Source organism: Streptomyces sp. NPDC018610 (assembly GCF_044391765.1).
Lineage (GTDB): Bacteria > Actinomycetota > Actinomycetes > Streptomycetales > Streptomycetaceae > Streptomyces.
The window spans coordinates 281008-301086 of sequence record NZ_JBISAL010000009.1; the positions used below are offsets into that span (position 1 = coordinate 281008).

Here is a 20079-nt window from a genome sequence, read left to right on the forward strand (position 1 = left end):
GCGCGGACCGGGTCACAGGGAGCCGGAGCAGGCCTGCGGCTGTTCCAGGGCCGTGTCCAGGGTCGGCCGCGGGGGCAGCAGCCGGGCCAGGCCGGTGACCCTGAGGACGCGCAGGGTCAGCGGGTGCGTGCAGACCAGGCGCAGTTCCCCGCCCCGGCCGAGGACCCGCGTCCGGGCGCGGTACAGCAGGCGCAGCCCGGAGCAGTCGAAGAAGTCCACACCGCTCAGGTCGATCACCAGGCGGATCTCCGGGCGGGCCGTCACCCGGTCCAGGAACGGCGTGATCCGCTCCGCCGCGGCGATGTCGATCTCACCGTGGAACTCCAGCACGATGTGCCCGCGTACCCGGCGGACCCGCAGATGCCGGGTGAGCGGCTCGGGTACGTTCGCCACGACGACTTCGCCTCCAACCGGCCTCACCCGACGGCGGGACGGGGTCCGCACGGCACAACTGCCGCCCCCGCCCAGCAAGTTACCCTCGATGGAGTGAATTCCAGCATGTTCGGTTGACATATGTCACCGAATTGCGGCCGAGTTGCGCCGGACATCCGGTGTCTTTGGCCGAGTTCAGACCCCCGGGCGCGGCGGCGGAGCAGGGTCGCCGACTGAATCGGCGGGGCGGGGACATCAGGAGGGAAGGGCGGCGGGACGACCGGGTACCGCCGCCGGATCTCCGGAGAAGACATGCCATTGATCACCGCGGGCGTGGTCGTCCTCGACTGCGCCGAGCCCGAGAAACTCGCCGCGTTCTACAAGGGGTTGCTCCAGGCCGAGGAGACGGACGCGAGCCCCGACATGGTGGAGGTCAGGGCCGCCGACGGGCTGCGGCTCGCCTTCCGGCGCGACGCCAACGCGACCCCGCCGAGCTGGCCCCGCCCCGAGAACTCCCTCCAGGCCCACCTGGACTTCCTGACGGAGGACCTGGACGCGGCGGAGCGCCGGGTCGTGGACCTCGGCGGACGCCCGCTGGAGGCGAAGGACGGCCCCGGCCCCTTCGAGGAGCGCAGCTGTTCCGACCCCGCCGGCCACACCTTCACCCTGCGCCGCGCCCGCCAGACCGGACCGAAGCAGGGCTGAGGACAAGGCCGGGAAGAAGGCCGGGAACGGGGTCCGGCCGGCCCGTGCCGGCGCCGGGAGCAGGGCGGGGAAGAGCCGGCGGCCGACGCGCCGTCGCCGGCCGGCCGCCGGGCCCGGCAGCCCCGGCGCGGGCCCCGCGACCGGCCGCGCGGCCCGCCCGCGCGTCGTCGCCCGCCGGCACGGGCCGTCGGGCGAGGACACGGGCGGGGGAGCGGGGCGCGAGGGCCCCGCGGCTCAGTCCCGGCCGCCGTCGTCCTTCGTGGGCCACACGCCGGTCGTGCGCTCGATGGCCGTGGCGCCCGCACGGTCCACGGCGCTGCGCACCACGGCGAAGATGGCGCCCTGGACCGCCGCCGCCAGCAGGATCTCGCCCCAGCGGCGGTCCGCGTCGAGCGCGTCGGGGGCGTCGTCCTCGTGCCGGACGGCCTTCCACGTGGCGCGGAACGCCTTCCCGGCCACGGCGCCGCCGACCCAACCCAGCACGAATCCGACGGGCTGGTAGGCGAGCGGGAACTTTTTCTTCTTCTTCTTGGCCACCTGTGTCTCCTTGTTCCGGGTACGGGGATCGGCGCTGGGAAGCGGGCTCAGGGCCTGCCCCGCGGCGGGATCCGCTCACCGTGCGGCACGGGGCCGGGCGGCGTCCCCTCGCCGAAGGGCCGGCCGCCCAGCTCCTCGCGGTGATGCGGCGTCAGCCACCCGGACAGGTCCGGCCCGAGGGGCACGACGCGGGTCGGGTTGATGCCCGTGTGCACCTGGTAGTAGTGCCGCTTGATGTGGTCGAAGTCGACCGTGTCACCGAATCCGGGCGTCTGGTAGAGATCGCGGACGTACGCCCACAGCACCGGATCCTCCGCCAACTTCCAGCGGTTGCACTTGAAGTGTCCGTGATAGACGGCGTCGAAACGGACCAGGGTCGTGAACAGCCGGATGTCCGCCTCGGTGATCGTGTCGCCGACGAGGTAGCGCTGCCGGGCGAGCCGGTCCGCCAGCGCCTCCAGCCGCCGGAACACACCCGCGCACGCCGCCTCGTACTCCTCCTGGCCGGCGGCGAAGCCCGCGCGGTACACGCCGTTGTTGACGTCCTCGTACACCTCGGCCATCACCGTGTCGATCTCCTCGCGCCGCGCGCGCGGATACAGGTCCGGCGCCCCGGGCCGGTGCAGGGCGCTCCACTCGGTGGCGAGGTCCAGGGTGATCTGCTGGTAGTCGTTGGTGACCAGCGCGCCGCTCGGCACGTCAACGATCGCGGGCACGCTCACCCCACCGGGGTAGCCGGTCTCCCGCCGGTCGTAGGCCTCGCTGAGGAAGCGGATGCCGAGGACCGGGTCGCGGTCGTCGGCGTCCAGCGTGAAGCGCCAGCTCCGGTCGTCCTGGATCGGGTCGACGACGGCCAGCGACAGGGCGTCCTCCAGCCCCAGCAGCCGCCGTGACACCAACGCCCGGCTCGCCCACGGGCAGGCGCGGCTGACCACCAGCCGGTATCGTCCGGCCTCCACCGGCCAGCCGTCGCGGCCGTCGGCGGTGATCCGGTCCGCGAAGTGGCTCCTGGACCGCTTGAAGGGCTTGTGGCCGTAGGCGCTGTTGCCTTCGCCCCCGTCACTCATGCCTCGTCCTCCCTGCCGTAGGGGTGTCCCGTGAACACGTTCCCCGAAATCCGCACACGGCACGGTGTGAGCCCCGCGGAGCGCGGGCAGTCGGCGAAACGTGAGCGGGACACCCAACGAGCATCTCCAGGACCATTCGACGCGGGGCAGTGACGAGCAGGACGCCGGGCACGGGACGGGGCGGAGCAAGGGTTCGGACACCGGTCCGTCCTCCGACCGCAAGACCCGGGTCACCGTACTGGTGGCGCTCATGGCGAATCTGGTCATCGCCGTGGCCAAGGCCGTCGGCGGCGTCGTCGCGCACTCGCCGGCCCTGCTGTCGGAGGCGGCGCACTCCGTCGCCGACAGCTTCAACGAGGTCTTCCTGCTGGCCGCGCTGCGCCGCAGCCGCCGCCCACCGGACCGCCGGCATCCCTTCGGCTACGGGAAGGAGCGGTTCTTCTGGTCGCTCCTGGCCGCCGTCGGCATCTTCGTCATGGGCGGCTGCTTCTCCTTCTTCCAGGGCGTCGAGGCCCTGCGCAACGGCGCGCACGAGGACTTCCTCGGCTACACGGTGGGCCTGATCGTGCTCGGCGTCGCCCTCCTGGCCGAGGGCGCCTCCCTGCTGCGGGCGGTGCACCAGGTGCGCAAGCAGGGGGGCGTCGGCAGCGGCCTGCGCGACCCGGCGCTGCGCACGGTCGTCGCCGAGGACGGCACGGCGGTGCTCGGCGTCACCCTCGCCATGATCGGCATGGCGCTGCACTGGATCACCGGGCAGGTCGTGTGGGAGGCCTCCGCCTCGCTCGCGATCGGCGCGCTGCTCGTCTACGTCGCCTACCGGCTGGGCCGCGACGCGCGCGACCAGCTGATCGGCGAGGCCGCGGACCCGGAACTGAGCGGCCGGATCGGGGCCCTGCTGCGGGCCCAGCCGGAGATCGACAGCGTGGAGGCGCTGCTCACCATGAAGATGGGCCTCGACTCCATGCTGGTGGCGGCGCGCATCGACCTGGCGCCGGGCCTGGACAGCGAACGGGTCGAGGAGGTCGCCGTGCGCATCAAGCGCTCGATCGCCCGCACCTTCCCCGAGACGGACCAGATCTTCCTCGACGTCACCGACCGCCCCGCCCAGGAGGCACGGGAGAGCCCCGCCGCGACGGGGGAACGCGGCGGGGCCTGAACAACGGGTGCCCGGACGGCACCGGCTCCATGCGCCCCGCCCCCGCTTTTTCCGGCCGGGCCGCGCCGCCCGGGACGACCGTGCCGCACCGACGGTCCGGGGCGCCCGGGCCGCACCGGCGGTCCGGCCCGGGCGCGGCGTCAGTGCCCGTCGGCCGGCTCCAGCACGAACACCGGGATCTCCCGTGAGGTCTTCTCCTGGTACTCGGCGTACGGCGGGAACGCGGCGACGGCCCGCTCCCACCACTCGGCCTTCTCCGCACCGGTGACCTCACGGGCTGTCATGTCCTGCCGCACCGGCCCGTCCCGCAGTTCGACCCGGGGGTCGGACTTCAGGTTGAAGTACCAGAACGGGTGCTTGGGCGCGCCGCCCTGCGAGGCGACCACGGCGTACCGCCCGTCGTGCTCCACGCGCATCAGCGGCGTCTTGCGGATCCTGCCGCTGCGCGCGCCGCGCGTGGTCAGCAGGATCACCGGCAGCCCGGTGTCCTGGAGGGTGGTTCCCTTCGTGCCGCCGGAGCTCTCGTACAACTCCACCTGCTCCCGCACCCACTGGGTGGGGCTGGGCTCGTACTCGCCCTCAAGAGGCATGGCGTCCGTCCTCTCTCGCATCCGGGTGCCTGGTCGCGCACCGCCGTCCGGCAGCGGTGCCGGCACCTCTCATCCCTACCTCTTCCCGCTCCGGTCACGCCCGCGACGCGCCCCGGCGGCCCGCGCGGCTCCCGGCGGACGCCCGGCACCCACCCCGCACCCACAGGATCCGGAAGGCCGCCGGGGCCGCCGGACGGCCGTATTCCGCCAGACCCGCCGCTGTCCGGGAACGCGTCGCGCACCGCAGAGCAGGGGCAAAGCCGTGTCGGGCCCGGGCAGCCTCGGACAAGCACCGTGTCGCGCCCGGGCAGCCTCGGACAGTCACCGTGTCGCGCCCGCGCCCGTACCGTCCCGGGCCGCCGCCCGCCCGGGTCGTGTCCCGCGAGGACGTCTCGTGCCGTCTCGCGCCGGGGCCACCGCGGGCCCTCACCTGGGCGGCAGCACCATGCGTACCGCCAGAGCGGTGATCACGGCGCTGGACACCAGCGCCGTCGCCAGTCGGCCCCGGCGGCCGGTCAGGGCGCGGCCGAGCAGGGCGCCGCCCCCGGCGAGCAGCACCTGCCAGCTCGCGGACGCGCCGAACGCCGCCAGCACGAACACACCCTGTTCCAGCGGCGGCGCGGTGGCGCCGGTGCGGGCGCCGCCCAGGACCAGGGCCGCGAAGTAGACGACCGTGGCCGGGTTGAGCAGCGTGAGGCCGAGCATCCCGAGCCAGGCCCGCGCGGGCCCGGGCGGCGGCGGTCCGGCGCGGTCGGCGGGCCGGTGCGCGCGGTGGCGCCGCAGTGCGGTGAGGGCCCTCGCACGGCCGGCGCGGTCAGCACCAGGGCCGACGCCCAGCGCAGCGGCCCCAGCACCGGCCGCAGCGCGCCGGCCAGGGCGGAGCCGCCGAGCGTGGCCAGCAGGGCGTACAGACCGTCGGCGGTCGCGACGCCGAGCGCGGCGCACACACCCGTGCGCAGCGACGTGCGCGCGGTGAGGGAGACGAGGTGGGCCCCGACGGCGCCCACCGGGACGGCGATGCCGTAGCCGGCGAGCAGCCCCGCGACGAGCGCGGCCGTCACGGGCGCGGCGGGCCGGACCTCCGCGGGGGGCGGGCCCGCTGTCGGCGTCCGGCCGGGAGGACGGCGGGCGCGGGCAGCGGGAGGATGTCCTTGGTGGGCATGGCCGGATCCTGCGCGTCCGGCCCCCGCCTCGGCAACCGGTTCACGAATCGGAGGAGACGCCCGTCGGCCAGATACCGCCGGTCGCCGATGCGGCCGAACTTCGCATCGCCCATTAGATGCCTGGGGCATCTAATGAAGATCGGCACGACGCACCCTTCCTCTGCGAGGTCTTCCATGCCGGACCCGACCACCACCACGCCGCGACCGACCGAGCCCGTCGCGTTCCCGCAGGACCGCACCTGCCCCTTCCACCCGCCCACGGGCTACGACCCCCTGCGCGCCGACCGGCCGCTGTCCCGCGTCGACCTCTACGACGGCCGCCCGGTCTGGCTCGTCACCGGACACGCCCTCGCCCGCGACCTGCTGGCCGATCCGCGCCTGTCCAGCGACCGCACCCGGGACGGCTTCCCGGCGACCACGCCCCGCTTCGCGGCGGTCCGCGACCGCCGGACCGCGCTCCTCGGCGTCGACGACCCCGAGCACCGCACCCAGCGGCGCATGATGGTCCCCAGCTTCACCCTCAAACGGGCCGCGGCCCTCAGGCCGCGGATCCAGGGCATCGTGGACGACCTGCTCGACAGGATGATCGCGCAGGGGCCGCCCGCCGAGCTGGTCGGCGCCTTCGCGCTGCCCGTGCCGTCCATGGTGATCTGCGAGCTGCTCGGCGTCCCGTACGCCGACCACGAGTTCTTCGAGGGGCAGTCCCGGCGGCTGCTGCGCGGACCGGCCGTGGCCGACACGCTGGACGCACGCGAGCGCCTGGAGGACTACCTGGGCGACCTGATCGACCGCAAGGTGAAGGAGCCACGGGAAGGGGTGCTGGACGACCTGGTCCGGCAGCGGCTGGCCGGGGGCGAAGTGGACCGCGCGGAGGTGGTAGCGCTGGCGATCATCCTGCTCGTCGCCGGCCACGAGACCACCGCCAACATGATCTCGCTGGGCACCTACACCCTCCTGCGGCACCCCGGGCGGCTGGCCGAGCTACGTGCGGACCCGGCTCTGCTGCCCGCCGCGGTGGAGGAGCTGATGCGGCTGTTGTCCATCGCCGACGGACTGCTCAGAGTGGCCACCGAGGACATCGAGGTGGCCGGCACGACGATCCGGGCCGGCGACGGAGTGGTCTTCTCCACCTCCGTCATCAACCGGGACCAGGACGTCTACGCGGAGCCCGACGAGCTGGACTTCCACCGCCCGGCCCGTCACCACGTCGCCTTCGGCTTCGGCATCCACCAGTGCCTCGGCCAGAACCTCGCCCGCGCCGAGCTGGAGATCGCCCTCGGCACGCTCCTGCGGCGGCTGCCCGGCCTCCGGCTGGCGGCCCCGGCGCAGGAGATCCCCTTCAAACCCGGCGACACGATCCAGGGGATGCTGGAACTCCCCGTGACCTGGTAAGAGGCTGCAGTCATGCCTATCGACATCGACAAGGACGTCTGCATCGGCGCCGGCCAGTGCGCACTGGCCGCCCCGCATGTGTTCACACAGGACGACGAGGGCTTCAGCAGCCTGCTGCCGCGCGACGGCGACGGCGCCGCCGACCCGATGGCCCGCGTCGCCGCCAAGGCCTGCCCCGTCGGCGCGATCACGGTGACCGACCCGGCGGACTGAGCCGGAACGGGCCGCACGGCTCGCCACCCGGGGCTCGGCGTCCCGGCTCCGAGCCCCGGGCTCCGGGTTCGGTGGAGGCCGGGACGGCGTCCCTCGGTACACGCCGTTCCGGCCTCGGTCGTCCCCGGCCTTCCCTGACCTCGGAACGGCCGTCCCCCAGGTCGGCGCCACCGGGACGAACGATCGCCCCCCAGTGGTACCGTCCCGGTCCCGTCCGTCAGCCGAGCGAGGAGCGCCTCATGGCCGACCGCCCGCCCCTGCCACCGTTCACCCGAGCGTCCGCCGCGCGGAAGGTCCAGGCCGCCGAGGACGCCTGGAACACCCGGGACCCGCACAAGGTCGCCCTCGCCTACTCCGAGGACTCCGTCTGGCGCAACCGGGACACCTTCGTCACCGGCCGGGCGGAGATCGTCGCGTTCCTCACCGCCAAGTGGGAACGCGAGCTGGAGTACGCGCTGCGCAAGGACCTGTGGGCGTTCGGGGACGATCGCATCGCGGTCCGCTTCCAGTACGAGTCGCGGGACACCGGCGGGCAGTGGTGGCGCTCGTACGGCAACGAACTCTGGGAGTTCGACGAGCACGGCCTCATGACCCGGCGCGAGGCGAGCATCGACGACGTGCCGATCGAGGAGGGCGAGCGCCGCATCCTCGGCCCGCGCCCGGCGGCCGAGCACGGACGCTCCTTCCCGCTGCGGTGACCGGCCGGCCCGGGCCGGCCCCGATCCGCGGTGGCTCCCGCCCGTGCCGGCCGTGACGCGTGCGGGCCGTGGTCCACGGCGGACGTACGCGCACCGACCGTGGCCAGGGCGCGGCGGCTCGCCGTCCAGGGCGGTTCAGTAGGGTTCCGGGATGACCGAACAGGCCCAGAACCAGGCCCAAAACCAGGCCCCGGACCAGGCCCCGGACCGGATCCCGGCCGGGAGGCCCTTCCTCTACGTCGTCGTCTGTGCCGCCGGCATCGCCGCGGGCGTCGACACGCTCGTAGCCGCCGCGCGGCAGCGGGGCTGGGAGACCGGCGTCATCGCGACCCCGGTCGCGATGGGCGGCTTCTTCGACGTCGCCGCCGTCGAGGCGCTCACCGGCCGCCCCGTCCGGTCCGCCTGGCGCAGCCCGGCCGATCCGCGCCCCTTCCCGCCGCCGGACGCCGTGGCCGTGGCCCCCGCCACCTTCAACACGATCAACAAGTGGGCCGCCGGCATCGCCGACACGCTCGCCCTGGCCACCCTGTGCGAGGCCTGCGGCCTCGGCGTCCCGGTCGCCGCCCTGCCCTGCGTGGCCGACGCGCTGGCCGCCCACCCCGCCTACCAGGACAGCCTCGAACGCCTGCGCGCGATGGGCGTCCGCTTCGGCGACCCCTCCACCGGGGAACCCCCGCAGGACGGCGGACGGCCCCCCTTCGCCTGGGAACGCGCCCTGGACCTGCTCGACACGTTCCCCGGCGGCACGCGTCCCGGCCCCCCGTCCGGCATCCGGCACGACAGGCCGGAATGATCCACGACGACCTAGGCTCTCCTGCGTAACCACCCGAAGACAGGAGCAGCAACGATGCAGTACGTGAAGCTCGGTTCGACGGGCCTGGACGTGTCGCGGATCTGTCTGGGCTGCATGACGTACGGCGTGCCCGACCGCGGCGCGCACGAGTGGACCCTCGACGAGGAGGCCTCACGGCCGCTGATCCGGCAGGCCCTGGAGGCCGGGATCACCTTCTTCGACACGGCCAACGTCTACTCCGACGGCACCAGCGAGGAGATCGTCGGCCGGGCGCTGCGCGACTTCGCCCGCCGCGAGGACGTCGTCCTCGCCACCAAGGTGCACGGCCGGATGCGGCCGGGCCCCAACGGCGCCGGTCTGTCCCGCAGGGCGATCATGTCCGAGATCGACGACAGCCTGCGCCGGCTCGGCACCGACTACGTCGACCTCTACCAGATCCACCGCTGGGACCCGCACACGCCCGTCGAGGAGACCATGGAGGCGCTGCACGACGTGGTGAAGGCGGGCAAGGCCCGCTACATCGGGGCGAGTTCGATGTACGCCTGGCAGTTCTCCAAGGCCCAGTACACCGCGCGGCTGAACGGCTGGACCCGCTTCGTCTCCATGCAGAACCACTACAACCTCCTCTACCGCGAGGAGGAGCGCGAGATGCTGTCGCTCTGCGCGGACCAGGGCGTCGGCGTCCTGCCGTGGAGCCCGCTCGCGCGGGGCCGCCTCACCCGTGACTGGGGCGTCTCCACCCACCGCAGCGACACCGACGCCTTCGGCGGCACCCTCTACCAGGAGGGCGACCGCGCCATCGTCGAGGCCGTCACCCGCATCGCCGCCGAACGCGGTGTCCCGCGCGCCCGGGTGGCCCTCGCCTGGCTGCTGCACCAGGACACGGTGACGGCGCCGATCATCGGCGCCGCCCGGTCGGGGCACCTGGAGGACGCCGTGGCCGCCGTCGAACTGGAGCTGAGCGACAAGGAGATCGAGGAGCTGGAGCGGCCCTACACCCCGCACCCGGTCAGTGGCCACTGACCCTCCTCGCCCCGTCGGCCCCGCGGCGCGCTCCCGCGCCGCGGGGCCGACGGCCGCAATGCCTGATCCCGAAGGAAATCCGGGCCGAAATCACTCGTCGGTCGCCGGCGAATTGACAATTCGTCAACAGGCGGATTTCCAGAGGGATTTGGAAAAACCGCGTGATCTCTTGTTGGTTCCTGTTCGCCTGTGGAAAGGTGTGGCCTGTCGGTGCTCGGACAAGGGCTCCTGCCCTGTTCCGGTGGACGTTCGCGGATGTCCGAAAAGCCGACGCCCCATCTTGGTACGGACTTGATCCGCGGTGTGTGTGGAGGAATGCAGCCGTGAAAGACCCGGGCCTGTCCGATTCCCCCGAACCGCCCGGCCCGTTCGGGACGACGGACCAGGAACTCAGCGCCGAACTGCGGAAGTGGACCGGCGCCACGCCCGCGCTCCACCCGGTCGGCGAACTCCTCGACCGGCACTGGGAAGCGGCGTTCGCCTACGCACGGCTGTGCACCGACGGCCCGCACCCCGCGGGCATGCTCACCACCCAGGCGTTCACCCGCCTGTTCGGACAGTCGCTGCGCCGCGCCGGACCGACGGCCGCGTGGCGCCCCCGGCTGCTGGTCACGGTGCGGCGCATCGCGGGGGAGTGGAGCACCGACCACCGGCGGGAGACGCTGCACCCGGACCTGCGCCCCGCGGCCGACGCCGGGGGCGAGCGGATCGCGGCGCGCCTGCTGCCGCCGGCCGGGCGGCGACTGCTCTCCCGCGCCTTCCAGCGGCTGCCCCAGACGGCCGCCGCCCTGCTCTGGCACGCCGAGGCCGAGGGCGAACCGCTCGCCGCTCCCGCCCGGCTGCTCGGACTCGGCGAGGGCGACGCGCACGTCGAACTCGGGCGGGCCCGCGAACGGCTGCGCGAGGAGTGCCTCCTCGTCCACCGGGAACTGGCGCCCGACCAGGAGTGCCTGCGGTACTTCCGGCTGCTGGACGTGACGTACCGGCGCGGTGGCGTCGACGTCGACCCCGACCTGCGGCGGCACCTGGCCGGCTGCCCGCACTGCCGGCACACCGCCGGCCAGCTCGCGCCGTTCGACACCGGCCTCGGCACCGCGCTCGCCGAGGGAGTGCTCGGCTGGCGCGCGCGGGAGTACCGGGAGTTGCGCCTCGCCGCCGCGGCGGCGAGCCAGGCCCCGGCGCAGGGGCCGACTTCGAAGGCCGGCGGCCGGGACGGGAGCGGCCCTCGGTACGGAAGCGGCTTCCGTACCGCCGCGGCACCCGTCGAGCCCGTCGGCGGCGAACCGTTCGACCCCGCCGCGCCCGGTTCACCGTCACCGACCCCCGACGGAACTCCCGGCTTCACGGCGGCCGGCCGCCCGGCCGGTCGCACCATCGGCGTTCCGCCCGCGTCCAGCGGTTTTCCCGGGCCGGCCGGGTCGGCGGACTCGATGGCAGGTGTTCCGCCCGCGCCCGGCGCGGTGTCCGGCGTGGCCGCGGACGCGGCCTCCGTCCCCGGGGCGGTGAGGGAGGCTCCGTACAGGCCGGCGGGGCACGGCCGTCCCGCTCCCGCCACCGCGTCCGCCGCCGACGGCCGGTCCCCGCTCGACCGGCTGATCGCCGCCGCGCGCGGTCGTTTCCCGTCCGCCGGCGGAAGGAGTCCTGGGGCCGCCGCGGGCGAACCCGGTGCGGGGCCCGGGGGCGAGCGAGCTGTCGCCCCTGCCCCGGAGGCCCCTCAGCAGGCCCGGCACCGGGCCTTCGGCGACGCTCCCGGGACCGACGCCGGGTCCGGGTCCGTGCACCGGGCCGTCTCCCGCCGGTCGGCGCGGCGGACGGCCCGGCGGGCGGCCCGAAACCGCAACCTCGCCATCGCCGCGGCGACGGTCAGCGGCCTCGTCGTGCTCCCGCTCGCCGTCTGGTCGGCCCTCGGCTCGGGTGACGGCGCCGCTCCCGGCACCGGCGGGCAGCCCGCCGGCCGGTCGTCCGCCCCCTCCGGCGCGTCGGCCCCCGCGCCCGCGCCCTCGTGGGCCGGCGCGGGCAGGACGGGCAGGTCCACCCTGCGGGGGCGGCTGCACAACGCGGCGTCCGGGCTGTGCGTCGGCATCGTCGGCGAGAAGGCCGTCCCCGGCGCGGAGACCGAGCTGGCGAAATGCGCCTCCGAGCCCGGCCAGCAGTGGGCGTACGAGACCGACGGACTGCTGCGCAGCGGCGCCGCGCCCGGCCTGTGCCTGGACTCGCACCTCGGCTACTCCGTGCAGCTCGCCCCCTGCACCGCGGCCGCCGCGCCGGGCGGCAGGGACATCCGCTACGACTTCACCCTCCAGGGCACCCTCGTCCCACGGTTCGACCAGGACCTGGCGCTGACCCCGGCGGCCACCGACGGCGCGGGCGCCCTCGTGCTGAAGACACGGGCCAGGAGCGACACCCAGCGCTGGACGATCGACGCCTCCGCGCCGCACCTCCAGATGGAAGTGGCCGGCTGGGCGCCGCAGCACGGCGGCCCCACGGCCCGCCCGGCGCCGACCCCTGGCGCCCCGCGGCCGTGACGCGCGCGGTCCATACGGCTGACGACCGTGTGACGGGCGGGGCCGGCGGCCGTGACACGAGTCCGGTCCCCGGCGGTCGGCGGCCGTCACCCGGGGGTGGTCCCGCTGGTCGGCGGCCGCGTCACGCGGGTGGAACCTGCCAGTCGATGACCGTGACAGGGCGCTCGCTCTCGGTGTCGAGGTACCGCCGGCCGGTCTCAGCCGGCGGGGTGCGGGGGCGGGCCCTCGGGGTGCGGCGGGGGAGGCGGCGGCAGCGTGGCGAGGTCGGGCGCCGCCTCCGGCCACACCAGCAGCACCGGGCAGGGCGCGTGGTCGACGGCGAACCGCACCGCCGGTCCCAGACTGTGCGGGCCGAGCCGGTCGCGGTCCCCGTCGCGAGCCAGCACCAGCAGATCCGCGTCGTCGGCCGCCCCGACCACCTCGCGTTCGACCCGTCCGGTCCGCTCCAGCCGTGTGCACGGCCGCCCGAGCCGGTCGGCCGCCGCGTCGAGCAGTTGGGCCGCCGAGGTGCCGCAGAGGTCGGTGAGCCGGTCGCCCGGATCCCTCGCCCAGCCTTCGGCCGGGGCGGCCCCGCGCCGATGACCGCGCCCGAGCAGCCCGGCGAAGGCCCCGTGCGCCACACCCGGGACCTCCTCCGCGCTGACGTGCAGCAGCACCACCTCGGCCGCGTCCGGCGCATGCGCGCGCACGGCGTCCACACAGGCGGGCCAGGTGCCCTCGACGAGCCAGGCGATCACGCGCATACGAGGCCTCCCACAGCCCTGCGGCCCCCCTGGGCCGCTGCTCCCGGCTTACCCGACTTCGCGCCCCCGACGACCCGGCGACGCGCCCGACGCCGGGACTTCCAGCCCCACCGCAGGCTTCCCGCCCGCGCGCCTCATTCTCCCCCCGAAGTCCCGCCCCGTACGTCTTCCCGCCCCGGACGACGTCTCGCACGGCCCGAGCCCTTCACCGTCCCGCGGCTCATCTCCTCCGCAGCACCGCCCCGCGCCCTCAGACCACCCGCAGCGCTCCCCACAGGGCCACCACCGCGGGCACGAGCGCGGCCGGTACGGCCAGCAGACCCAGCCGGGTGAACTCCTTGAGGTCCACCCCGTGTTCGTGCTGGTGCACGATCCGCCGCCACAGCAGCGTCGCCAGCGACCCGGCGTAGGTGAGGTTCGGGCCGATGTTGACGCCGAGCAGCACGGCCAGGACGGCGCCCGGCCCGGACGGCGCGGCCAGCGGCAGCAGGACCAGCACCGCCGGCAGGTTGTTGATCAGGTTGGCCAGTACGGCGGCCAGCGCGGCGACGCCGAGCAGCGCGGGCAGCCCCGTGCCGCCGGGCAGGACGTGCCCGAGCGCCTCGGCGAGCCCGTTGTCGACCACCGCGCGGACGACGACGCCGAGCGCCAGCACGAACGCCAGGAAGCCGGGCGCGGCGGCCCGCACCACGCTCGCCACGCCCGCCCTGCGCCGCAGCAGCGCCCGCCCGGCGAGCACCAGCGCACCCGCCAGCGCCGCCCACGCCGGTTCCACGCCGAACGTGGAGGTCACGACGAAACCGGCGAGCGTGCAGGCCACCGTGACCAGCGCGAACAGTGGCACCCCGGGCGGCTCGCCCATGCTCTTCGAGGGCGCCGAGGCCGCCAGGTCGCGGGCGAAGAAGCGGCGGAAGACCAGATACTCCGCGCCGATCGCCACCAGCCACGGCAGCGCCATCAGCGCGGCGAACCGGGTGAAGCTCAGCCCGCTGGCCGCGAACGCCAGCAGGTTCGTCAGGTTGGAGACCGGCAGCAGGAGCGACGCCGTGTTGGACAGGTGAGTACAGGCGTACACGTGCGGCTTGGGTCGTACGCCCGTGCGGGCGGCGGTGGCGAACACGACCGGGGTCAGCAGCACGACGGTCGCGTCCAGACTGAGCACGGCCGTGATCGCGGACGCCAGCGCGAACACCGCCGTCAGCAGCCGGACGGGACGGCCCCGCGCCCACCGGGCCATCCACGCCCCGCACGCCTGGAACAGCCCTTCCACGTCGCAGAAGTGGGCGAGGACGAGCACCGCCGCCAGGAACCCGACCACCGGCGCCAGCCGCTCCACCTCGGCGCGGGCGTGGTCCAGGCCGATCGCGCCCGTGGCGACGGCGATCGCCGCGGCGGGGACCGCCATGACCGCCTCCGGCCACCCGAAGGGCCGTACGACGGCCCAGGCCAGCACGGCGACGAGCAGGACGACGGACAGGGTCTCCGCCAGCGGGGTGTTCAGGGCTCGGTCCTCCGGACGCGATCAACGGTGCCCGCACATCAAAGCAAACAGGTGGCGGGTTTTCGCGCGGGTGTCAGGGGACCGGTGCGCGTCACGGCCCGGTGCCGGGGCTCAGGACGGTCAAGGACACCGACGAGGCGTTGCCGCCCACGGGCACCTGCCCGGCCGTCCACCGCACCGTGAGGTGGTCGCGCTCGTCGGGCGGGGTGACGATCAGCACGGCCGGCGTCGCGGATTTCGCCCCGCTGACCTGCGGGTTGGAGAACGTCAGGCCCGCCCAGGCGCTGGCGCCCGGCTTCAGGGTCACCGTGGCGGCCGAGCCCGCCGACCGCCTGGGGTCGGGGCCGAGCTGCCCGCCGGAGGCGTTCTCGAACGCGGCGCCCGGGTAGCCGCGCACCGTGCAGGTGCGCCCGGAGGTGTTGGTGAGGACGACGGGGAAGTTCTCCTGCCCCGCGCCGGGGTCGTTGCGCCCGACCGTGGCCCTCAGCTCGGAGGTGTGGCAGCGGGTGCTCCTGGCGGCGGTGTCCTTGCCGGAGCCGCCGGCGGTCGTGGCCGGCGCGGCGGAGGACGGGGGCGAGGCGGTGCGTCCCGCGGTGGTGGCGCCGCCGCCCGGCGAGCCGCTCGTGGCGGGCGCCGAGCCGGCCGTCGTGTCACCGGCCGTCGTGTCACCGGCCGTCGTGTCACCGGCCGCCTTGTCACCGGACGCGGGCGCGGCGGTGCCCGGCACCTTCTGCGGTGCGCCCGCCGTGCCGTGGTCGCTGCCGCAGCCGGTCAGCAGGCCCACCGCGGCGACCGCGCCGGCGAGCAGGGCCGTACGGCGGCGGGACGGGGAGGTGTACGCCATGATCCACGCTCCTGGAGTTCTCGCGCACGCGGTCGGCGCGTGCGTGCGGCGCCTCGTGCGCCGACATGGGTGTCCGATGCGCGGACCGGGCGGAAAGTTCGCGGTTCGCGCGGATTTCTTCCCCGGAGTTCTTCCCGCCCGAAGCCGCGCGGCGTTCACCCGTACCGGGATGGGGTGACCCGCAGCGAGCCGAGTATGCGGTCGGTGGGGTCGTCGCCGCCCCGTCGGCGGATCTGCGCGTACACCTGGGGCTGCCCCGCGTCACCGGCCGGGACCAGCGCCGCCTCGGTGAGCAGGCCGCCGCCCGGGCAGCCGCTCCAGGCCCGGATCCAGCCGTGCCACCGCCCGCTCGCGTAGGCGCGCCCGCCGTCGTAGTGGCAGCCGGAGTGGTCGACGGCGTCCACCCGGGCCGTGACGTCCCCGCGCTCGCTCAGCCCGACGAACACGCCGTCCGCGCCGGAGGCGAGGTCCTGCCAGCGCGCCAGGTCGTCGGCGACGGCGAGGCCCGGCTCGTGCCCCGCGGGCAGCCCCAGCGCGCGCGGGTCCCAGCCGGAGTCCCGCAGCTGCCGCCCCCAGCCGGCCGGCACCCGCACCGAGATCCGGCCGGTGGCGTCCGCGACCTGGACGCCGGAGGGCGCGCCGGACGCGGCCGGCCACAGCGTCACGGCGAGGGCCGCTCCCGCGGCGGCGACCGCGGCGACGCCGGCGGCCAGGGCGACGAGCCGGCCTGGCCGTCCGGCTCCCGGGACACGGAGACGGCGCGGCCCGGCGGCCGGCCCGGCGGACGCGGAGCCTTCCAGCTTCAGGGCGAGCGCCTCGGCGGTCGGCCAGCGCCGTTCGCGGTCCGGCTCCAGGGCGCGCATCAGGACGCGCGCCACGTCCGGGTCCACGGCCGGCCGCAGTCGCTCCGGCGGTACGACCTTCCCCGGCTCGGCCGGGACCGTCCCGGTGACCAGCTCGTAGCCGACCGCTCCCAGGCTGTAGACGTCCGCCCGCGCGTCGATGCCGGTCCCCGCCGCGGCCTGCTCGGGCGGCCGGTACCCCTGGGAGCCCGCGGCCAGCGTCAGCCCCGAGGCCTGCGCCAGGCTCTTGGCGAGCCCCAGGTCGGCGAGGAGCACCCGCCGGGCGCCGTCGGGCGCGGTGCGCAGCAGGACGTTGCTCGGCTTGATGTCCCGGTGGACGATGCCCGCCTCGTGCAGGGCGTGCGCGGCGCGGGCGGCGAGCGCGGTCAGCCGCAGCGCCTCCGGCACCGGCAGGGGCCCTTCGGCCAGAAGGTCGGCGAGGGTGCCGGCGTCGGCGTACTCCATGACGAAGTACGGCCTGCCGTCGGGCAGTTCACCGATGTCGTGGACCTGCACCACCCGGGGCGAGCCGGCCTTGCGCAACAGCCGCGCCTCGGACAGGAACCGCTCGCGCACGTCGAGGCGGTGCGCCCAGTTCTCGGCGAGGACCTTGACGGCCACCGGGGCATCGAGGTCGTCGTCCCGGGCGAGCCACACGGTGCCGAAGGCGCCGGTGCCCAGGCGCCGTTCGAGCCGGTAGCGGCCGATCCGCTCGACGGGGTGCATACGACTATCATGCCTGCCCTGAGATCGACTCCAAGGAGGCCTCTCGTGGCGGACCCGGCGCCGACCGAAGAACTCGCCCGGCGCGCCGCCGCCGGTGACGGCGCGGCGCTGGAGGAACTCCTCCAGGAGATCCGGCCCGAGGCGGTGCGGCGCTGCGGGCGTTTCCTGCCCTGTCGCGAGGACGCGGAGGAGGCGGCGCAGGACGTGCTGCTGCAGGTGGCCCGGAAGATCACCACTTTCGAGGGACGCAGCAGATTCAGCACCTGGCTCTACACGGTCGTCGCCAACTGCTGCCGGCAGAAGTACCGGGAGCTGCGGCGGCGCGCCGCCGAGCACCCGGCCGCCATCGAGCCGGAGCGGCACGTCGACCCGCGCACCACCAGCGTCATCGCCGGTTCCCGCATCGACCTGCTGGAGGCGCTGGAGCGGCTGGAGCGGGAGCATCCGCACCTGGTGGCGCCGCTGGTGTACCGGGACATCTGCCAGTTGGAGTACGCCGAGGCCGCCGAGCGGGCGGGGATCGCGCTGGGCACCCTGAAGTCGCGCCTGCACGAGGCGCGCCGCCAGGTCCGCCCCTGGCTCACCGACGCCTGCTGAACGCCCGTCACTCCATGTCGAGCAGGCTCAGCTCGGCCCAGATGGTCTTGCCCTCCGAGGTGTGCCTGCTGCCCCAGCGCTGGGTGAGCTGGGCGACCAGGAGCAGGCCCCGGCCGCCCTCGTCCCACGTCTTGGCGCGGCGCAGGTGCGGGGCGGTGTTGCTGGTGTCGGACACCTCGCAGATCAGATGGGTCTCGTCGTGGATCAGCCGGAGCCGGATCGGCGGCGTGCCGTACCGGATGGCGTTGGTGACCAGCTCGCTCACCACCAGTTCGGCGGTGAACGCCGCGATGCTCAGCCCCCAGTTGTCCAGCTGTTCGACGACCTGCTTGCGGATCGGGGCGACGAGCGCCGGATCGTCGGGGATGTCCCAGGTCGCCACCTGCGAGGCGGGCAGGCCCCTGGTGCGGGCGAGGAGCAGGGCGACGTCGTCGCAGGCGCTGCCGCCCGGCAGCAGCGCGTGCAGGATCCGGTCGCACGTCTCGTCGAGCGAGTCGCCCTCGCCGGCCAGCGCCGCGCACAGCAGCCGGTGCCCGGCCTCCACGTCCCGCTCCCCGCTCTCCAGCAGGCCGTCGGTGTAGAAGGACAGCACGCTGCCCTCGCGCAGCTCCAGCACGGCCGACTCGAACGGCAGCCCGCCCAGGCCCAGCGGCGGTCCCGCCGGCAGGTCGATCCGGTACGGCGGGCCGTCCGGCGGCAGCAGCACCGGCGAGGGGTGCCCGGCCCGGGCGAGGGTGCACCGGCGGGAGACCGGGTCGTAGACGGCGTACAGACAGGTCGCGCCGACCTCGCCGGGACCGTCGTCGCCGCCGTCCTCGGCCGACATCCGCACGACCACGTCGTCGAGGTGGGTCAGCAGCTCGTCCGGGGCGAGGTCGATGTCGGCGAGGGTGCGCACCGCGGTGCGCAGCCTCCCCATGGCGGCCGTGGCCCGCACCCCGTGCCCGATGACGTCCCCGACGACCAGCGCGACCCGCATCCCGGACAGCGGGATCACGTCGAACCAGTCGCCGCCCGCGTCGGCCTGTGCCGCCGGGAGGTAGCGGGAGGCCGCCTGCACGGCGGCCGTGCGCGGCAGGGAGCGCGGCAGCAGGCTGCGCTGCAGGGCGAGGGCGGTCTCCCGCTGGCGGGAGTAGCGGCGGGCGTTGTCGACGCAGACGGCGGCCCGGGCCGTGACCTCCTCGGCCAGCAGCACGTCGTCCGGCATGAACGGGGAGGTGTGCTGGAACCGGGTGAAGACGGCGACGCCCAGGGTGACGCCCCGGGCCAGGACCGGCACCGACATCGTGGAGTGGATGCCGAGCCGCTGGGCGAGCCGGGCGCGCTCCGGGTCCCAGGCGAGCCACTTGTCCAGGTCGCCCGACTTCTCCGACACCACGATCGGCTGGCCGGCCAGCAGGGCCGCGCCCTGCGGGGAGACGGCCGGGTAGATCTCGCTGCCGCCCGGGGGGATCAGGGCCTCCGGGGCGCCCGGATTGACCGAGCGGTGGGCGATGCGGCGCAGGGAGACCGGCACCTGAAGCGGCCCGCTGGGCAGTTCCCCGCCGTGCTCGGGCGGGTCCACCAGGTAGACGCTGACGAAGTCGGCGAGCGCGGGGACGCAGACGTCGGCGAGTTCCTGCGCCGTACGGGTGACGTCGAGGGTGGTGCCGATGCGCACGCTCGCCTCGTTGACCAGCTGGAGCCGCTCGCGGGCCCGGTACTCCTCGGTGAAGTCGTGGACGGCGACGCACACGCCGAGCACCCTGCCGTCGGCGTCCTTGACCGGGGACATCCGGGCCAGCCAGGCGCTCACCCGGTCGTCGCAGCCGACCGGCACATGCGTCCGCACGTCGTGCCCGCGGCCGGTGTCGAGCACCCGCAGCATGTGCTCCTCGATGTCCTGGCTCTGCGAGCGGCCGCCGATCTCGGAGTGGCGCAGGCCCCGCAGCCGCTCCCCGGGGACGCCGATGACCTCCGCCATCGCGTCGTTGACCACGTGCAGGCGCAGCCGGTCGTCGTAGACCGCGACGGCGCAGGGCGACTGCACCAGCTGGGCCCGGGCCAGGGGGTCGTCGGGACCGGGCGGCGAGCCGCCCTCCAGGGGGGTCACCAGGAGCCAGTCGCCGCCGTCCTCCGGACGCCGGTGATGGGCCAGCACCCACACGGAGACGGTGTGCCCGTCGCGGTGGCGCAGGTCGAGCGTGCCGGTCCGGCGGCGCTCCTCGGGCGGCAGGGCCGGCAGCCGCGCGCCGTCGGCCAGCAGCCGCGCCGCCGGCCTGGCCACGACCTCCTGCCGCGCCCAGCCGAGCAGCCGGTGCGCGCCCTCGTTCCACTCGACGACGAGGCCCTGCTCGTCGACGACGGCCCGGGCCGTGGCCGCGTCGTCGAACGGATACACCGGGCTCATCGTCGCCACTCCATCGCGCACACTCACAGTGATCAGACGTGTGTCACTCGCGAACCAGCCTAGTGCGTCCCGGCTCCGCGCGGTCGCCGACCCCCCTTTCCGCCGCGAGTGAACTCCGGGCGGCCGCCGCCCGCCCGCACGCCGGAGCGGGCGCGACGCCCGCCGATCCGGGCGGGGGCCGCCGCGCCGCACGTCGTGCGAGT

At 75.1% G+C, this 20079-nt stretch carries 18 protein-coding genes and 1 pseudogene; 9 read left to right on the top strand and 10 right to left on the bottom strand.

Annotation, left to right across the window (positions count from 1 at the left end):
- Window positions 1–12: 12 nt before the first annotated feature.
- A complete protein-coding gene (locus ACH5A8_RS23970) occupies window positions 13–393 on the bottom strand; it encodes an anti-sigma factor antagonist (RefSeq protein WP_399005099.1) in 381 nt (126 codons plus the stop codon).
- A 291-nt stretch (window positions 394–684) separates the two neighbouring features.
- On the opposite strand from ACH5A8_RS23970, the gene ACH5A8_RS23975 reads away from it, so the two are divergent.
- On the top strand, window positions 685–1077 hold the full coding sequence (locus tag ACH5A8_RS23975) for a VOC family protein (protein ID WP_399005101.1): 393 nt from the start codon (window positions 685–687) through the stop codon (window positions 1075–1077).
- Between the two features lie 234 nt (window positions 1078–1311).
- On the opposite strand, the gene ACH5A8_RS23980 is transcribed toward ACH5A8_RS23975, so the two are convergent.
- Together ACH5A8_RS23980 and ACH5A8_RS23985 are read right to left on the bottom strand one after the other, a co-directional pair.
- Window positions 1312–1614 (bottom strand): DUF4235 domain-containing protein, encoded by a 303-nt coding sequence (locus ACH5A8_RS23980; protein ID WP_399005103.1) that lies wholly within the window; start codon window positions 1612–1614, stop codon window positions 1312–1314.
- 47 nt (window positions 1615–1661) lie between these two features.
- A complete protein-coding gene (locus ACH5A8_RS23985) occupies window positions 1662–2681 on the bottom strand; it encodes a glutathione S-transferase family protein (RefSeq protein WP_399005105.1) in 1020 nt (339 codons plus the stop codon).
- A 238-nt stretch (window positions 2682–2919) separates the two neighbouring features.
- On the opposite strand from ACH5A8_RS23985, the gene ACH5A8_RS23990 reads away from it, so the two are divergent.
- Window positions 2920–3837 carry a cation diffusion facilitator family transporter gene (locus ACH5A8_RS23990; RefSeq protein ID WP_399005324.1) on the top strand — a complete coding sequence of 306 codons (918 nt, stop codon included), beginning with the start codon at window positions 2920–2922 and terminating at the stop codon, window positions 3835–3837.
- 140 nt (window positions 3838–3977) lie between these two features.
- Here ACH5A8_RS23990 and ACH5A8_RS23995 read toward each other — a convergent pair whose 3' ends face one another.
- Window positions 3978–4427, bottom strand: a complete 450-nt coding sequence (locus tag ACH5A8_RS23995; protein ID WP_399005107.1) for a nitroreductase family deazaflavin-dependent oxidoreductase — start codon at window positions 4425–4427, stop codon at window positions 3978–3980.
- A gap of 426 nt (window positions 4428–4853) precedes the next feature.
- Window positions 4854–5488 (bottom strand): annotated as a pseudogene (locus ACH5A8_RS24000) (LysE family transporter).
- Between the two features lie 276 nt (window positions 5489–5764).
- Here ACH5A8_RS24000 and ACH5A8_RS24005 point away from each other — a divergent pair.
- From ACH5A8_RS24005 to ACH5A8_RS24030, 6 genes are all read left to right on the top strand, one after another.
- Window positions 5765–6982 (top strand): cytochrome P450, encoded by a 1218-nt coding sequence (locus ACH5A8_RS24005; RefSeq protein ID WP_399005109.1) that lies wholly within the window; start codon window positions 5765–5767, stop codon window positions 6980–6982.
- Between the two features lie 12 nt (window positions 6983–6994).
- Window positions 6995–7195: a ferredoxin gene (locus tag ACH5A8_RS24010; RefSeq protein WP_399005111.1), complete on the top strand. Its 201-nt coding sequence runs from the start codon at window positions 6995–6997 to the stop codon at window positions 7193–7195.
- Between the two features lie 239 nt (window positions 7196–7434).
- A complete protein-coding gene (locus ACH5A8_RS24015) occupies window positions 7435–7893 on the top strand; it encodes a nuclear transport factor 2 family protein (protein ID WP_399005113.1) in 459 nt (152 codons plus the stop codon).
- A 151-nt stretch (window positions 7894–8044) separates the two neighbouring features.
- Window positions 8045–8686: a flavoprotein gene (locus ACH5A8_RS24020; RefSeq protein ID WP_399005115.1), complete on the top strand. Its 642-nt coding sequence runs from the start codon at window positions 8045–8047 to the stop codon at window positions 8684–8686.
- Window positions 8687–8740: 54 nt separating this feature from the next.
- Complete coding sequence (locus tag ACH5A8_RS24025; protein ID WP_399005118.1) at window positions 8741–9709, top strand: aldo/keto reductase; 969 nt, start codon at window positions 8741–8743, stop codon at window positions 9707–9709.
- 323 nt (window positions 9710–10032) lie between these two features.
- The gene (locus ACH5A8_RS24030) at window positions 10033–12234 is read left to right on the top strand and encodes a ricin-type beta-trefoil lectin domain protein (RefSeq protein WP_399005121.1); all 2202 of its coding nucleotides are present in this window, start codon (window positions 10033–10035) and stop codon (window positions 12232–12234) included.
- Window positions 12235–12431: 197 nt separating this feature from the next.
- Here the strand turns inward: ACH5A8_RS24030 and ACH5A8_RS24035 are convergent, their stop codons facing one another.
- The 4 genes from ACH5A8_RS24035 to ACH5A8_RS24050 form a co-directional block, all read right to left on the bottom strand.
- Entirely contained in the window at window positions 12432–12977 is a 546-nt protein-coding gene (locus ACH5A8_RS24035) for a universal stress protein (RefSeq protein ID WP_399005123.1), read from the bottom strand.
- Window positions 12978–13227: 250 nt separating this feature from the next.
- A complete protein-coding gene (locus ACH5A8_RS24040) occupies window positions 13228–14478 on the bottom strand; it encodes an SLC13 family permease (protein WP_399005326.1) in 1251 nt (416 codons plus the stop codon).
- 91 nt (window positions 14479–14569) lie between these two features.
- Window positions 14570–15322, bottom strand: coding sequence for a DUF4232 domain-containing protein (locus ACH5A8_RS24045; RefSeq protein ID WP_399005125.1), 753 nt, complete (start codon window positions 15320–15322; stop codon window positions 14570–14572).
- A gap of 155 nt (window positions 15323–15477) precedes the next feature.
- The gene (locus tag ACH5A8_RS24050; protein WP_399005127.1) at window positions 15478–16890 is read right to left on the bottom strand and encodes a serine/threonine-protein kinase; all 1413 of its coding nucleotides are present in this window, start codon (window positions 16888–16890) and stop codon (window positions 15478–15480) included.
- Window positions 16891–16935: 45 nt separating this feature from the next.
- On the opposite strand from ACH5A8_RS24050, the gene ACH5A8_RS24055 reads away from it, so the two are divergent.
- Window positions 16936–17487 carry an RNA polymerase sigma factor gene (locus tag ACH5A8_RS24055; RefSeq protein WP_399005129.1) on the top strand — a complete coding sequence of 184 codons (552 nt, stop codon included), beginning with the start codon at window positions 16936–16938 and terminating at the stop codon, window positions 17485–17487.
- Window positions 17488–17494: 7 nt separating this feature from the next.
- On the opposite strand, the gene ACH5A8_RS24060 is transcribed toward ACH5A8_RS24055, so the two are convergent.
- A complete protein-coding gene (locus ACH5A8_RS24060) occupies window positions 17495–19876 on the bottom strand; it encodes a SpoIIE family protein phosphatase (RefSeq protein WP_399005131.1) in 2382 nt (793 codons plus the stop codon).
- Between the last annotated feature and the right edge of the window lie 203 nt (window positions 19877–20079).